This is a genomic window from Roseovarius sp. MMSF_3298, assembly GCF_030733705.1.
Classification (GTDB): domain Bacteria; phylum Pseudomonadota; class Alphaproteobacteria; order Rhodobacterales; family Rhodobacteraceae; genus Roseovarius; species Roseovarius confluentis.
Map to the genome: position 1 here is coordinate 1 of NZ_JASHIN010000034.1, position 14,588 is coordinate 14,588.

14 protein-coding genes and 2 pseudogenes are annotated in these 14,588 nt (G+C 59.6%); 2 read left to right on the plus strand and 14 right to left on the minus strand.

Translation table 11 applies throughout. From position 1 onward, the window contains the following. Positions 1–123: 123 nt before the first annotated feature. The 6 genes from RBB18_RS20525 to RBB18_RS20550 form a co-directional block, all read right to left on the minus strand. The gene (locus tag RBB18_RS20525; RefSeq protein WP_306112340.1) at positions 124–888 is read right to left on the minus strand and encodes a glutaredoxin; all 765 of its coding nucleotides are present in this window, start codon (positions 886–888) and stop codon (positions 124–126) included. Between the two features lies 1 nt (position 889). After that, on the minus strand, positions 890–1,759 hold the full coding sequence (locus RBB18_RS20530) for a DUF305 domain-containing protein (RefSeq protein WP_306112339.1): 870 nt from the start codon (positions 1,757–1,759) through the stop codon (positions 890–892). Positions 1,760–1,859: 100 nt separating this feature from the next. After that, a protein-coding gene (locus RBB18_RS20535) for an IS630 family transposase (RefSeq protein ID WP_152477317.1) occupies positions 1,860–2,818 on the minus strand; the annotation gives its coding sequence in 2 pieces (ribosomal slippage) (positions 1,860–2,474 and positions 2,477–2,818; 957 coding nt in all). 99 nt (positions 2,819–2,917) lie between these two features. Further along, a complete protein-coding gene (locus RBB18_RS20540) occupies positions 2,918–3,334 on the minus strand; it encodes an ion channel (protein ID WP_057796883.1) in 417 nt (138 codons plus the stop codon). A gap of 14 nt (positions 3,335–3,348) precedes the next feature. Continuing rightward, on the minus strand, positions 3,349–3,768 hold the full coding sequence (gene cueR, locus RBB18_RS20545; protein WP_057796884.1) for a Cu(I)-responsive transcriptional regulator: 420 nt from the start codon (positions 3,766–3,768) through the stop codon (positions 3,349–3,351). A 13-nt stretch (positions 3,769–3,781) separates the two neighbouring features. Further along, positions 3,782–6,301, minus strand: coding sequence for a heavy metal translocating P-type ATPase (locus RBB18_RS20550; protein WP_172977594.1), 2,520 nt, complete (start codon positions 6,299–6,301; stop codon positions 3,782–3,784). Positions 6,302–6,438: 137 nt separating this feature from the next. Here RBB18_RS20550 and RBB18_RS20555 point away from each other — a divergent pair, with 137 nt between their 5' ends. Further along, positions 6,439–6,645, plus strand: a complete 207-nt coding sequence (locus tag RBB18_RS20555; RefSeq protein ID WP_057796886.1) for a heavy-metal-associated domain-containing protein — start codon at positions 6,439–6,441, stop codon at positions 6,643–6,645. 53 nt (positions 6,646–6,698) lie between these two features. On the opposite strand, the gene RBB18_RS20560 is transcribed toward RBB18_RS20555, so the two are convergent. From RBB18_RS20560 to RBB18_RS20580, 5 genes and pseudogenes are all read right to left on the minus strand, one after another. Then, the gene (locus tag RBB18_RS20560; protein WP_057796887.1) at positions 6,699–7,424 is read right to left on the minus strand and encodes a DsbA family protein; all 726 of its coding nucleotides are present in this window, start codon (positions 7,422–7,424) and stop codon (positions 6,699–6,701) included. A 2-nt stretch (positions 7,425–7,426) separates the two neighbouring features. Next, on the minus strand, positions 7,427–7,915 hold the full coding sequence (locus tag RBB18_RS20565; protein ID WP_371931683.1) for a c-type cytochrome: 489 nt from the start codon (positions 7,913–7,915) through the stop codon (positions 7,427–7,429). Further along, positions 7,912–9,304 (minus strand): annotated as a pseudogene (locus RBB18_RS20570) (multicopper oxidase family protein). Before RBB18_RS20570 ends, RBB18_RS20565 begins: the two are co-directional and overlap by 4 nt. A 108-nt stretch (positions 9,305–9,412) precedes the next feature. Next, complete coding sequence (locus RBB18_RS20575; RefSeq protein WP_057796888.1) at positions 9,413–9,871, minus strand: cytochrome c; 459 nt, start codon at positions 9,869–9,871, stop codon at positions 9,413–9,415. A gap of 12 nt (positions 9,872–9,883) precedes the next feature. Continuing rightward, positions 9,884–10,459: pseudogene (locus tag RBB18_RS20580) on the minus strand (L,D-transpeptidase). Positions 10,460–10,926: 467 nt separating this feature from the next. On the opposite strand from RBB18_RS20580, the gene RBB18_RS20585 reads away from it, so the two are divergent. Continuing rightward, a protein-coding gene (locus RBB18_RS20585) for an IS3 family transposase (protein WP_201455468.1) occupies positions 10,927–12,080 on the plus strand; the annotation gives its coding sequence in 2 pieces (ribosomal slippage) (positions 10,927–11,194 and positions 11,194–12,080; 1,155 coding nt in all). On the opposite strand, the gene RBB18_RS20590 is transcribed toward RBB18_RS20585, so the two are convergent. The 3 genes from RBB18_RS20590 to RBB18_RS20600 are packed head-to-tail and all read right to left on the minus strand — an operon-like array spanning position 11,998 to position 14,530. Beyond that, positions 11,998–12,402, minus strand: coding sequence for an SHOCT domain-containing protein (locus RBB18_RS20590; protein WP_160321424.1), 405 nt, complete (start codon positions 12,400–12,402; stop codon positions 11,998–12,000). The two genes, RBB18_RS20585 and RBB18_RS20590, sit on opposite strands and share 83 nt — an antisense overlap. Then, complete coding sequence (locus RBB18_RS20595) at positions 12,399–13,811, minus strand: ATP-binding protein (RefSeq protein ID WP_057796890.1); 1,413 nt, start codon at positions 13,809–13,811, stop codon at positions 12,399–12,401. The genes RBB18_RS20590 and RBB18_RS20595 overlap by 4 nt, the downstream gene beginning before the upstream one ends. After that, positions 13,808–14,530 (minus strand): response regulator, encoded by a 723-nt coding sequence (locus tag RBB18_RS20600; RefSeq protein WP_057796891.1) that lies wholly within the window; start codon positions 14,528–14,530, stop codon positions 13,808–13,810. The genes RBB18_RS20595 and RBB18_RS20600 overlap by 4 nt, the downstream gene beginning before the upstream one ends. Positions 14,531–14,588 lie beyond the last annotated feature (58 nt).

Sequence of the window (14,588 nt, forward strand, 5' to 3'; positions counted from 1 at the left end):
GCCAAGATGGCGGAGGGTCAGGAAATCGAGTTCGTTGCCGACCGGGTTGAGGGAAAGCTTACTGTCACGCAGATGAAATAATCACTTAGATGTTCGGGTGGCGCGGTTGCCACCCGAACACTACTACCATCCGAGCGCGAACACTTTAATTGGCATCCAGATGCCCATAAGCATCATCATCAGGTTCTCAGTCAGGGAGATGAAACCCAGTGGCACATTGCTGTCACCGCCCACACAGGCACATTTAAGCTCGCGTTTATCGACATAGACCGCCTTAAAAACGCTTATAGCTCCCACCGTTCCAATGAACAGCGCAACCGGCGCCGAAAGCCAAGTGAGAGTGCCAGTAACCATAAGGATACCAGCGAAAGCTTCCCCAAACGGATAGAGATAGCCGTATCGGACCCAACGGCGAGCCAGTAGATCGTAATTCAGGAACATAGTAGAGAAGCTCTCGACATCCTGCAGCTTCTGCACGGCGAGAAAGCACATGGAAATGGCGATGAACCATTCCGCCGCGCGCAGCGTGAAGATGCTACCGAAGCTTGCCCAGCTGAGGCCGAGCGCTAAGAAAAACGCGACCGAGAAGATCGCAATGACTGGCTGATAACTGGTTTCGTCGCCTTCCGTATTGTCGTTGCTGAAGTGCACTCGCAAAGCCTCGTGACCACCGATCCGCTCACCGTCGATGAAAGTCTGTGGCGTGGTCTCGACGCTGTGCTGTTCCATGAAGGCATCGGTGTCCTCTCGGGTGGTCAGATGGTGGTCCTCGACCTCATACCCCTCCCTTTCAAGAAGATCCTTCGACTTCAGGCCATAGGGACAGAGATGACCCGGCATCACCATGCGATAGAGCTTCGCCGTGCTCGGAGTTGCCTGCTGGTCCATGTCAGCCCCCGCAGCTGTAGAAGCCGCGGTAGCCGGCGGAGAGACCGGCGTCGAGCTCCAGCGTCATCGTCGCCTCGACCGGCTTGCTGCCCACCGAGTCAAGCGCCGCTCCGTCCTCGGCGGCGGTGAGAAGGATCGCCAGACCCTCGGTGCCTAGTTCCCCGGCCGCACCTTGGTCGATCCGCACGAGGTCGCCGCTCAGCTTGACCAGCCCGACGGCCTCACCATTCACTTCGCCAAGTGCCAGAGAAGCCGGACTGCCAGTGGTGTATTTGAATGTGCAGGCCGCGCCATTGGGCAGAAGCTGAGCGATCTCCTCCTCGGTCAGGAAACCGGGATCGAGCACGGCGATGTTCGCGGTAGAAAGGGCTTCGTCGAGGTTCACGATGCGAGGGCTCACGGGTTTCTCAGGCTCGGATACGTCACCCGAGGCCTCCATCTCGTTGATGAGATAGCGCATTTCAGCGATTTCCTTGTCCTGCGCATAGATAATCTCGTCCGCCAGCTTGCGCACCCGGGGATCGGAGATGTTGGCCCTGCTCGACGTCATGATCGCGATCGAATGGTGCGGGATCATCGCGCGCATGAAACTGGTATCGCCAACCGTCGCCTGGCTGCGCACGAGCCAGAGCGACCCGGCGAAAGCGATGGCAGCTCCCGCGAAAATCGCCGTATTGATCGCCTTGCGTGAATACATCGAGAGCATGAAGGCCAGCATAATGAACGCCATCGTCGCGCCCATCAGCAGTGCCATGTAAGCCCGGGTTTCGGACCAGAAAACGTGGGAAATGAGGTAAGTATTCAAATACATAAGTCCGAACATTACAACCGTGGAGGTCGCAATCATGGCTGCAAATCTCCAATATGACATGTTGTACTCCTTCTGCTTTCACTGTCGTCGCGGACATAGCAACAACAACCATCCAGCGCTGGAGGGTTCCAGATTTTCCGGGCATTAAAGCGTTTCGAGATTAGTTTGAGACATATCCGGCGGCCTTGAAGTAGTTCCAGCACTCTTCTGGGTCGTAGAGATCGCAGATTTCTCGGATCGCCTCGAAGAGTTCGGTGAAGGTTCTTGCTCCGATCCGTCGCAAGTGGGCTTTCAGTTTCAAGAAGGCTTGTTCTATGGGATTCAAGTCGGGCGAGTATGGCGGCAGGTATAGAAACCAGCAGCCATGGTCGCGCAGGGCTTGTGCCGCCTCTTTGTTGCGATGTGTGGCCAGGTTGTCGAGGATGACCACGGTGCCGGGTGCGATTTCCTTGACGAGGACTTCTCGGATGTAGGCAGCGAAGGCCGGACCGTCCATTGCGCCCCTGATGACCCATGGCGCGATCAGCGCGTCGCTGGTCAGCCCCGCGATCAATGTTTGTGTTCCCCAATTTCCAAAAGGCGCGTCCATGGTCAGGCGTTCCCCTTGGGGTGCCCAGCCTCGGAGCCGGGTGAGGTTCGTCTTCACCGCTGTTTCGTCAATGAAAACCACGTGGTCTGGCATACGGGTGATGGCCGGAGAACGATAGGCGGCCCAGTCGTCGCGCCGGCGTCTTACCTTGGCGCGGCGGCGTTCGGTGGCCACCAGCGACTTTTTTTGTGCGTGAAGCCAAGGCGCTTCAGCAAACTGGCAACGGCTGAATGATGAACCGTGATCCCCTCGGCATCGGCAAGCGCATCGCGCAGCTCGAACAGGGTTATGTCAGGGTCTTGCGCCACCAACTCTCGGAAGAACTCAACATGGGGCGCCAACTTTCCGCCGCCACGTGGACGCCCCATCCGCGCAATGTGGACCGCGCCGGAGGCATGTATTTGCCGCCTCCAGCGTGCGCCAGTTGCCGCAGAAACCTGAAGACGGCGTGACGCCTCCCTGCCTGACAGCCCTTCTTCGATCAATCGCAAGAAACGATCTCGGAGTTCCTTTGGCAACGGTGCTGGCATGGTCCTGATCCTCCCACAAAGGGTGAATCACAAATCCGACCTCAGGGGAATCCCTCCGATTCAAACTTTGATCGAAAAGCTTTAAGTCATCTGAGGCTTCTAGTCCTTCCCTCTCGTAACCACGAGAAAGATGGTGGAGGCCGAGCAACTAATTAGGAGAAAGCCATTCAGGGCCTCGGCACCGGCCAGAAAACGCAGATGGTCCGTGGGATAGATATCGCCGAGGCCGAGGGACGAATAGTTGACCAGGGAAAAGTAGAAAACGTCCATAAACGTGTCGATGTTCTCCTGTTCAAAGCCGCCGATACCGATGAGTTCACCGAAACTGAAGCCGAGGGCATAAAGTCCGGCTTCAATGATGTGGGCAAGCGCAAGCGTATAAAGAGCAAAAAGGAGACGTGCGGACTGTGTGGACGGCGTCCCACGCGCCCGGTTCATCACAAGGGTCATCGCACGGACGTGCACCAGCCCGCTCGACCCGAATAGAACGACAACCAGAAGGATGGCCCAAACCACGTCTTCGGACCCAACTAAGTTGATTTGCGCCGGTCGTCCTCGTCGCGCCGTTTCATGGCCAGATCGGCCAGGATCGGGCAGTCCGGGCGATGATCTCCGGCACACTCCTCGACGAGATGCGCGAGTGTCGCTCGCATTTCCTTTAACTCGGCGATCTTGCCGTCGATTCGCTCAAGATGTTGCTTGGCGATCTCCTTCACCTCGGCGCTGGCACGTTTTTCGTCTTCGTAGAGCGCAAGAAGATTACGGCAATCTTCAATTGTGAAACCGAGCGCACGGGCGCGTCCCAGAAACGCCAGCTTGTGCGCGTCACTTTCACGGAACGTGCGATAACCGTTCGAACTGCGCAAGGGCTTGACCAGTCCGATATCTTCGTAATAGCGGATCGTCTTGGCGGGCAGCCCGGAAAGGTCGGCGACATCTCCGATATTCATTCCATGATCCTCCTTATTGAGCGGCGACAGGGGCAGGGGAAAGAGAATTCGCCCCTTCAGATTTCAAGCTGCTGGCTTCATCCATGGCCGGGCGGATCCGGCGCAAGCGCAGCGCGTTCGTCAGTACGAAGACCGAGCTCAGCGCCATTGCCCCGGCGGCCAGCACCGGCGACAGCAAAAGCCCGAAGGCCGGGTAGAGCACACCTGCCGCCACCGGGATCAGCGCGACATTGTAGCCGAAGGCCCAGAACAGGTTCTGGCGGATGTTGCGCATGGTCCGCCCGGACACATTGAGCGCGTTCACTACGCCGCGCAAATCACCCGACATCAGCACGACATCGGCAGATTCGATGGCAACATCGGTGCCGGTGCCAATGGCGATGCCTACATCCGCATGCGCCAGCGCGGGCGCGTCGTTGATGCCGTCCCCAACGAAGGCGATCTGTTGGCCGCCTTGCCGCAGTTCATCCAGCGCCGCCACCTTGCCATCGGGCAGGACGCCCGCGATCACGTGGTCGATGTCGATCTCCCGCGCGATGGCCTCGGCCGTTTCGCGCTTGTCGCCGGTGATCATCGCGACCTTCAGCCCGAGACCATGCAGCGCCTCGATGGCGGCGGCGCTGGCGGGCTTCACCGGGTCGGCCACGCCGATGACCGCCGCGACCTTTCCATCCACGGCCGCGAAAAGGGCCGTCCGGCCCTGCTCCGCGAGCCGGCGCTCGGTATCGGCCAGCGCCTCGATGCTCAGTTCCTCGCGGGTCATCAGGCGATCCGCGCCGACAAGCACGTCGTGCCCCGCGACCTTGGCGCGCACGCCGTAGCCGGTGATCGAGTCGCAGCTTTCGACGTCACGCCGTGCCGCGCCCTCGGCCTGAGCCGCGCGCATGATCGCCTCGGCAATGGGATGTTCGGACTGCGCCTCGACAGCCGCGACTAGCGCCAGAACCTCGGCCCGCTCAAATCCGTCGGCCAGAACGAGGTCGGTTAGTTCGGGGCGGCCCTCGGTCACGGTGCCGGTCTTGTCGAGCGCGACCATGTCCACGCCAGTCAGCTGTTGCAAAGCGTCGCCCTTGCGGAAGAGCACGCCCATTTCTGCGGCGCGCCCGGTGCCGACCATGATCGAAGTGGGCGTGGCCAGCCCCATCGCGCAGGGGCAGGCGATGATCAGCACCGACACGCCCGCCACCAGAGCGTAAGACAGCGCAGGCGACGGCCCCAACAGCAGCCAGACCAGCACAGCCAAGGCCGCCAAAGCCATGACCGCCGGCACGAACCAGAGCGTGATCCGGTCCACCATGCCCTGGATCGGCAGCTTGGCGCCCTGGGCTTGCTCGACCATGCGGATGATCTGCGCCAGCGTTGTGTCCGCCCCCACGCGGGTCGCGCGGAACCGGAAACTGCCCGTACCGTTGACGGTGCCGCCGGTCACCGGATCGCCCTCAGCCTTGACCACGGGGACCGGCTCACCGGTGATCATGCTCTCGTCGACATGCGCGCGGCCTTGCGTCACTTCGCCATCCACCGCGATGCGCTCACCCGGCCGCACGACGAGGGTGTCGCCCACGCGGATGCGCTCAATGGCCACGTCCTGCGCCTCGCCGTCCACCAGAACCCGCGCCGTGCGGGCCTGAAGGCCCAACAGCTTCTGGATCGCGGCCCCTGTACGCCCCTTGGCGCGCGCTTCCATCCAGCGGCCCAGCAGGATCAGCACCACAATGACCGCAGCAGCCTCGAAGTAAACGGCGCGAGCCGCCTCGGGCAGCACGGACGGCGCGAAAAGCGCGGTGATAGAATAGACATACGCGGCCCCGGTCCCCACCGCGACAAGGCTGTTCATGTCGGGCGCGCCTTTCACCAGAGCGGGGAACCCCTTGGTGTAAAATTGGAGACCGGGCCAGAAAAGCACGATGGTCGTCAGCACGAACTGGATCATCCAGCTGGCCTGATGGCCGATCGTGCGGCCGATCATCTCGTGCATGCCCGGCACGAGATGCGCCCCCATCTCAAGCAGGAACACGGGCAAGGCCAGCGCCGCTGCGAAAGCGGTCCGGCGGGCGAGCGCACGGGCCTCGCCTTCCTTGCGCGCGCCGCGATCCTCCGCAGTGCCGTCGTCGGCCAATTCGGCCGAATAGCCCGCCGCCTCGGCGGCCTTCAGAAGTTCGACCGGGTCGGTCGCGCCCTCGACATAGGTGACGGTCGCGGTTTCTGACGCGAGGTTGACATTGACCCCGCTCACCCCTGCCACTGCCGCGAGCGCCTTGTCGACGCGACCAACGCAGGAGGCGCAGGACATGGAAGAGACGTTCAGGCGCGCCGTTTGCGTTCGGGCGGGATAGCCGGCATGCTCCAGCGCCCCGATCACCTCGGGGATCCGGGCATCCGAGTTGATCCGGGCCTGCGCCGTTTCGGCGGCGAGGTTCACGTTCACCTCGTCGACCCCGGGTAATGCTAAAAGCGCACGCTCGACCCGACCGACGCAGGACGCGCAAGACATGTTTTGAACAGAAAAACGCAAATCTCTTGAGCCCGGCATGAACGTCTCCTTCATCTACTGAAAGATATCTAAGGCTTCCCCCCGCTGGAAGGTCAACAATGTCGGGATATTTTTTCGCCCTTGACCTTCCCATGCAGGAAGCAGGCATCTAATGCCGAGAACTGGAGAAAACAGATATGCGCAGCTTCAAGGTTCCGGATATGAGTTGCGGCCATTGCACCGCAACGATCGAAAAGGCGATCAAGGCGATAGACCCAACATCGTCCGTGACCTGCGATACGGGTACGCGGCAAGTCGAGGTTGATAGCGTGCTGAACGAGCACGTCCTGACGGAGGCGATCCGAAATGCCGGTTACGGTGTCACGGCTGCTTCGACGACCTGAAGATCACCGGTGCCGGGCAATTCTGGCGCCAGTTCTCCATCGTCGCATGAGGTTCATTCCCTTTCGCGGGCCTCATCGACCAAGGCTTCCAGTTGGTCTTGTTCGATCAAACCGGGAACCAGGTTGTCGCCGATCACGAAGGACGGTGTGCCGTTGAAACCCAACGCCTGCGCCAGCCGCATCGATTCGTCGATGTGCGCCTGGACTTCCGGCGCCTCCATGTCCGAACGCAGCTGGTCCACGTCAAGGCCGATTTCTTCGGCGATCCGCAGGACAGACGCCTCTTGCGCACGTTCCGCCATGCCCATCAACGCCCAGTGGAATTCCTCATACTTGTTCTGATTGCGTGCCGCCAAGGCCGCCTTCGCCGCAAAGACCGACCCGTCGCCGAGTATCGGCCATTCGCGAAAGACGAACCGCACATTCAGGTCCGCCTCGATCAAACCTTCAACCTCCGACATGGCCCTGCGGCAATAGGGACAGTTGTAGTCGAAAAACTCCACAACAGTGACGTCCCCGTCAGGATTGCCCAGCACCGGTGCGTTCGGATCCTGTTCCAAGAGCTGGCGTTGTTCCTTGAGCACGTCGGTCGTGGCCTCTGCCTGCGCGGTCGCTTCCTGCTGTTCGAGAAGCTGCACCGCTTCCATGATGATCTGGGGGTTTTCCAGAATCGCTTCCAAGGCCAGTTCCTTGACGCGTTCCTCGCTCAGCTCCTGTGCGAACGCGGAAAGCGGCAACAGGATGCTAATGGCGAGCACTGCCAGTCGAAGCGATTTCATTTTCAGTCTCCTCTTTTTTGCTGTTCCGCTTCGCTGCGGGCGGCCTGGACCTCCCGCTGACGGTCGGGCCATGTGGATTTGATGAAGGCGAGGATGTTCCAGATCTGCGCATCGGTCAGCTCATTGCCAAAACCGGGCATGCCGCTTTGGAAATCCACACCCTGCTTCGCGAGGGTCTTCTTTCCGCCGAGCTTGGTATAGTCGAACAGAATACTATCAGGATGATGCCAGGTGTGACCGGTTTCGTCATGCGGGGGTGCGGGCAGGATGCCATCCTCTCCGGCCGAGCGCCATCCGGCCTGTCCCTCGAGATCGGCGCCGTGGCAAGAGGCGCAATACTCCTGATAGAGTTCTGCGCCCTCGGCGAGATCGACAGACTGCGGCGGTTCCGGCGTGGCGGAGGTGCCGGATGTCCCTCCCGCCATCATCCAGGCGCCGACTCCAGCCGCGCCGGCCATGAGCAGAAAGAGGATCAGCCAACGTCGCATCATGTCACCTTCATCCAGGTCATCATGCCCGAGGCCGCGTGGCTGAGCATGTGGCAGTGAAACGGCCAGTCGCCGGGATTGTCGGCCACGAAACCGATCGTGTGGGTCTGGCCGCCGAACATCAGGATCGTGTCGCGCAAGGGACCGAGCCCGCCATCCTCGCCGATCTCGCGGAAATGCAGCCCATGCAGGTGCATCGCGTGGGGAAAGGACGTGTCGTTGTAGATCTGCAGCTTGACCGTTTCGCCCTTCGCGACATCTACGAGCGGCGCATCGGTCATGCCGATCGTTCCATTGAACGACCAGAACTGGTTGGCGACCACCAACTCGCGAAAGCTTTTCTTCTCGCCATTCAGAAACGCGCTGTCGAGCGTGCCCATTGCGCCGCCCTGCATGTCGAGCCGCACGGTCCTGGCGTCATCGAGGCCGATCACCTCCATCCCCGGATTGGGTCGCAGCGCGTCCGGTGCATCCCGGGAGCGTGGTCGAGGCCTTTCCAGTCACGGTGAAAGCCACCTGCGAGGCCGCCTCCTGATCGTCGAGGCGAACGAGATGGGCGGTTTCCTCGGGCGCGGCGGTCACGTCGACGATCAGATCGGCCCGCTGACCGGGGCCGAGGATCAGCGCCTCAGCGAGCGGCTCGGGCCGGGGCAGTGGCATGCCGTCCAGTGCAACCGTCCAGCCCTCCATGCCATGAAGCGACAGCACGAAAATCCTGGCGTTGGCCGCGTTGACGAGGCGCAGGCGCAGACGTTCGTGTTGGCGCACCTCCAGGGAAAGGTCGTGCCGGCCGTTGGTGGCGATGAAATTGCCGCGCCGCCCGGCATGGCCGCGGTCATGGCGCGAGGTGAAGTCCGGGACGATCTGCGCCATTTCGGGGTCGAGCAGCCAGTCATCAAGGATCAGTACCTCTTCCCGATCCAGGTCCGGCGGCTCGGATTCCTCGACGATCAACGCGCCATAGAGCCCGCGCGCCACCTGTTCGGTCGAGCGGTTATGAGCGTGATACCAGTAGGTTCCGGCATCCGGCGCGATGAAATCATAATCAAAGCTCTGCCCCGGCTCGACCGCGGGCTGGGTCAGCCCGGCAACACCATCCATCGCATTGTCTATGCGAACCCCGTGCCAATGCACCGTGCTTGCCTGGGGCAGTGCGTTCATGAAGCGGCGTTGCAGCCGCGCACCCTGCTGAAGACGCATTTGAGGGCCGGGCATCGCGCCGCCATAGCCCCAGATTTCGGTCTTGGGATAGCCTTCCGGCGCCAATTGAACGCTGGCCGTGCGGGCGTCCAGGGATTGAAACTCTGACGTTGCGGCATAAAGCCGCTTTGGAAGGGCAAGCGCCGCGGTGATAGCCGCCCCCTGCATGAGAAAATCGCGTCGCGTCGGCATGGAGAATCCTGTGTTTCAATCGCGGCAATTATGGCGCCGGCAATCAGATCTGAAAATCGGAAGATCAGGCCGGATAGTGAGAGTGGGCACCCGGAACCTGCCCAAGGCTCAGTTGATCCCGTTCTCCCTTTGCAATTCACGTACATAGCGTGCGATCAACTTGACGTCGCCATCGGTCAAACCTTCGACCGGTGGCATGTTTCCGAATTTCCAGTGATGCGCGCGCACACCGTTTTTCGCGGCCATCACGAACGCCATGTCGGAATGGTGGTTCGGTTCGTAGATCTTGTGCACGAGTGGTGGTGCGACCCCGTTCTGGCCTGCGGCGTTCTTGCCGTGACATTCCGCACATGTCGCCTCGTAGGCCCGCTTGCCCATCTGCGCCTGGTCCGAAAGCTCCGCCGGCAGCGAAACTTCGACCATGGGGGCGCCCGATTCCAGATCACTGGTGTCGGGAGGTACCATCGAATGGCCCATCCCCTGCTGGGGTTGCTGCGCGATTTTCCAGTAGACTACCGCGCCGCCCAACACGAAGAAGGCCAGAATGGCTAGAACTGTCTTGTTCATTTGATCCTTACTTCAGATAAGTTTGACTTGGGTGCCGATTGGAGTCCTGTCGAACACTTCGATGATATCTTCGTTGTGGAGACCGATGCAGCCGCTGGAGGATTTGCGACCGATCTTGCGCGTGTCGCCGGTCCCATGGATGCGGTAGTACTGCCAGGTCAGATGCATGGCGCGCACGCCCAGCGGGTTCTCGGGGCCGGGGGCGACATATGCCGGCAAAGACGGATCGCGCTCGCGCATCGACGGGGTGGGCACCAAATCCGGCGCATCGTCCTTGTAGACGATTCGCTATAGCCACGCCGCGTGAGTTCGTCGCCCTTAGGAACCGATGTGGGGTAGATGCGCATCTCCCCATCCGCGGTCCAGTGCTGAAGAACTCTGGTGTTGGTATCGGAAAGCAGAATTCCTTTGCCGAGCGCGTCAAAGTGATCCTGCCAGCGATGCAACCGGAATGACGAAATATTCCGGCGAACTGAGTCCGAACTCTGGGGCACGCAACACCGATGGTGCCGCAAGAGCAACGAGCCCTCCAACCGAAAAGAATAGAAAGCCTCGGCGTCTTATTGCCCTGGGGGTCTTGTCTTCCATCGTCCGTCTCCGCGCATTCGATCCTTGAATGGGACTCTTGAACCGCCTTCCCGCACTGGAAGATCAAGAATGGTCGGGATGAAAACTCCGTGAAATACGTAACGGTTTGTATCGCTCACCTCCCTGCAGGATAAGCCTTTAGCAGGGTTTCGAATTACGGGGTCTCGACATTATGAAAATGGCCAAATCACGAGTAGAGCTTTCCAATTCAAGTAACATGATGAACTTTGGGATATGAGTCTGCTGTGCGGTCACACTTGCGCCGGTTTTGTTTTATGCTGTGGCAGGTCGCGTATCTGTTGGTTTCTCGAGCAACACGTTCATACTCGCGCCTTTGGCATGATGTCTGGGAGGTCATTTCGGCGAAGCGGGAAAGGGCATGATGGCTTAGCCTTGGAGTTCTTGCTTGCGGCGCCGAAACTCATCTTGGACCTGTCCCGGAATTGTTCCGCTCCTTTGACTTGGTAATTTGCCACAAAGGAGAGACATCATGGCACAAAAAACCAACCCCGGAATTCCGCGCCGAGGCAGTGGGGATAGCTTTGACCAGCGGACTGCCGCGTAAACAAGTGGCCGCCGATTTTGGCGTAGGCTTCTCCACGTTGAGCCGCTGGATTCAGAAGGATCGGCGCAATCCAGAGAAACCAACGGTCCAGTCTGATCTCGAACGCGAGATCACGGAGCTGCGGAAAGAGAACCGCATGCTCCGGGAGGAGAGGGAGGTGTTAAAAAAGGCCACGGTGTTCTTTGCGGAGAGAAGCAAATGAGGTTTGCCTTCGTTGAAGAACACCGAAACGACATCCCGGTGAACCGCTTGTGTGAGATTATGGACGTCAGCCCGCGAGGCTACCGCGCCTGGCTGTCCCGCCCTGCCAGTCGGCAGCAACGCACCGACATGGTGTTGCTCGCCCACATCCGCGAACAGTTCCGCTTGTCTCTGGGCAGCTACGGCAGGCCCCGCATGACCGAAGAGCTGAAGGAGCTGGGGTTTGATGTCGGGCATCGCCGCATTGGCCGTTTGATGCGACAGAACCGCATTACGGTGAAGAGGAACAAGAAGTTCAAGGCTACGACCGACAGCAATCACAGCTTCAACATCACGCCGAACCTGCTGAACCGGGACTTCTATGCGGATCGCCCCAACCAGAAATGGGCGGGCGACATCAGCTATGTCTGGACGCAGGAGGGGTGGCTCTATCTGGCTGTCATCCTCGACCTGCATTCTCGACGTGTCATTGGTAGGGCCGTCAGCAGCCGGATGAAACGCGATCTGGCGATCCGGGCACTGAACATGGCGATTGCGATGCGGCGGCCACACAAGGGCTGCATCCACCATACGGATCGCGGCTGCCAATACTGCTCTCACGACTACCAGAAAATCCTGCGCCAGGACGGCTTCAAGGCATCTATGAGTGGGACCGGGAACTGCTACGACAACGCTGCCGTCGAAACCTTTTTCAAGACCATCAAGGCGGAACTGCTGTGGCAGCGGTCTTGGCGGACACGTCGCGATGCTGAGATGGCCATCTTCGAATACATCAACGGCTTCTACAATCCGCCTCGAAGGCACTCAGCATTGGGCTGGAAAAGCCCCTTGGCCTTCGAAGCAAAGGCTGCATAAGTGAGCAATCGGAGCGGCACGAAAGCGTGACAGGTCCATCTTCGTCGATCTCACCGCGTGCATAGCGTTCCTTGAGGATCTCCATCGCATCGCGAGTTTCGCCCAAACGGTTGCTGGTGAGCATACGGAAGAAGAATACGGTAACCGCGATAATCACCCCCCAGAAAAGGATCATGCCGAAACCTCCCAACCAACCATGACCATCTCCCCACATCATGTGTCCAAAAGTGTTATCAGCAATGCCGCCTGGATCCGCGAGGGCCGAGACTGTGCCCGCAAACAGAGCGATTACGCTGGATTTGACCGTCAAATAGGCATTCATGATATTGTCTTTTCTTGCTGGTTGGAACTTTGTGAAAACGGCAAATCGAGTCGCGCAAGAAGCCCGCCGTCCGGGTGGTTCTGCAAAATTATATCGCCGCCATGCGAGCGCAGGATGGTGCGTGCGATTGACAGGCCGAGACCGGTGCCACCCGTCTCGCGTGAGCGTGACGTCTCGACCCGAAAAAATGGTTCGAAAACCTCTTCTAGCTGCGTCTCCGGGATGCCGGGACCATGATCACGAACCCAGATCGATGCCCTGTCATACTCGCGGCTATACGTGACCTCGACATCGTCGCCGTAACGTACTGCATTTTCTATGACGTTCCGCAAAGCTCGGCGCATGGATTGAGGCCGAAGCCTCACCCGAAGCGGTGTGTCCGTTTCGAGTCGGAATGCGTTGAGCATGTCACACTTCAGCTCAGTGAGAAATTCCCCCAATTCTATTGTTTCAGGAGGTTCACTTATTGCCATGCCTCGAGCAAAAGCCAGTGTGCGCTCGACCATATCCTGCATTTCCTCGATGGATTTCACCAAGGCGTCACGCGTCTCTTCCTCATCCACCATCTCTGCGTGAACCCGCAAAGCGGTCAGTGGCGAACGCAAATCGTGACCCAGAGCGGCCATTATACGCGTCTTGTCAGCGACCGTGCGCACCAGTCTCTCCTGCATGTGATTGAAGGTATCCGTCAGTTCTCTGACTTCGCTTGGTCCCGCGACTGGGAGTGGCTTGTTTTCCTCTCCCCTGCCAAGCCTGTCTGCGGCTTGCGCCAAGCGCCTTAACGGCCAGGTCAGGCGAGCAAGCAAGTACCAAAAAGCAACACCAATCAGGAACGCCGCCGTGAAACCAAAGCTCACCGCAGAAAAGATTGGCCACTGTAGCGGCGGTCGCTGAAAGCGCGTATCGACATTCAGCCATGTGCCATCTTCAAGCGCGATAGACAGTGTCAATTCAAGCCCCGAGATCTTGTCATGCATCATCTGCTTGTGCTCTGCGGCCATCTCCGGCGGCACTGACCTCATTGGCGGGAATGCGCGCTCAACCTCATGCAATTCTACTCGGATTTCGCGACTGTCTTCAGCGCCGAACAATGACCTGACGCGCGCTTCGACAGCTCCTCCCGCGCGGTGATCAAGATGATCCACAGCCGCCTGCGGGTCGGTCCGAAACCGTGCCAGCGGCGAATCTGCGGCGCGAAGAATCGAGGCTCGCAAGTCCGTTGGGGCCTGTTCTAGTAGCATGGCCACATTCGCCGCGCGCCCAGCCGCCTCGGCTCCTATTGCAGCACGTATCGCGAGACTGCGCTCGTCCACAAACAGCCAAATGCTAATCGCCTGAGCCACGGCGAGGCTACCAATGATGAGCAACAGAAGCTGGACGCGTAAACTATCCAGACGCTTGCGGATCACTGCTGCACCTCGACATCCGTTGCAAGGCAATAGCCCCCGTTTCGAACCGTTGTGATGATCTTCGGACGACCCGGGTTGTACTCGATCTTCCGCCTGAGGCGGCTGATCTGGTTGTCAATTGTCCGGTCGAAAGCGGCCGGTGTTCGTCCGACTGCCAGGTCTAAAAGCTGTTCTCGGCTAATCACGATACGCGGGCGTTCGAGCAGGATCGTAAGAAGTTTGAACTCTGATGTCGTCAGTACGTCCTCGCGGCCGTCCTCTGCGAAAAGGCGGCGCGTATCGGTTTCGAGCGTCCAGTCCGCGAACCTAACCCTGCTCCCCGTAAGACTCCCGGCAAGTGCTTCCGGTTTCTGCGCGCGGCGCAGAATTGCCTTTATCCGCGCCAGTAGCTCGCGAGGATTGAAGGGCTTGGGCAAATAGTCATCCGCACCGACTTCGAGGCCGATGATGCGGTCCATTTCCTCGCCAAGCGCTGTCAACATGAGGATGGGGGCCAGCCCTTTGGTGGACAGACGACGACAGACCGATATCCCGTCTTCGCCCGGCATCATCACGTCAAGGACAATAAGGTCATAGCGGCCAATCTTGAGTAGACTATCCATCTGGGAAGCGTCGACCGCCGTCGTCACGCGCATGTCATTCTTTTCCAGGTATCGCGCAACCGCTTTGCGAATTTCGGCGCTGTCGTCGACCAGAAGTATGTGCGGAGAGTTTGTCATCTTTTGTAACTAAGCGATGAAAGGATCGCTGCCGAGAAAATTTGTCGCGAAACGTAAC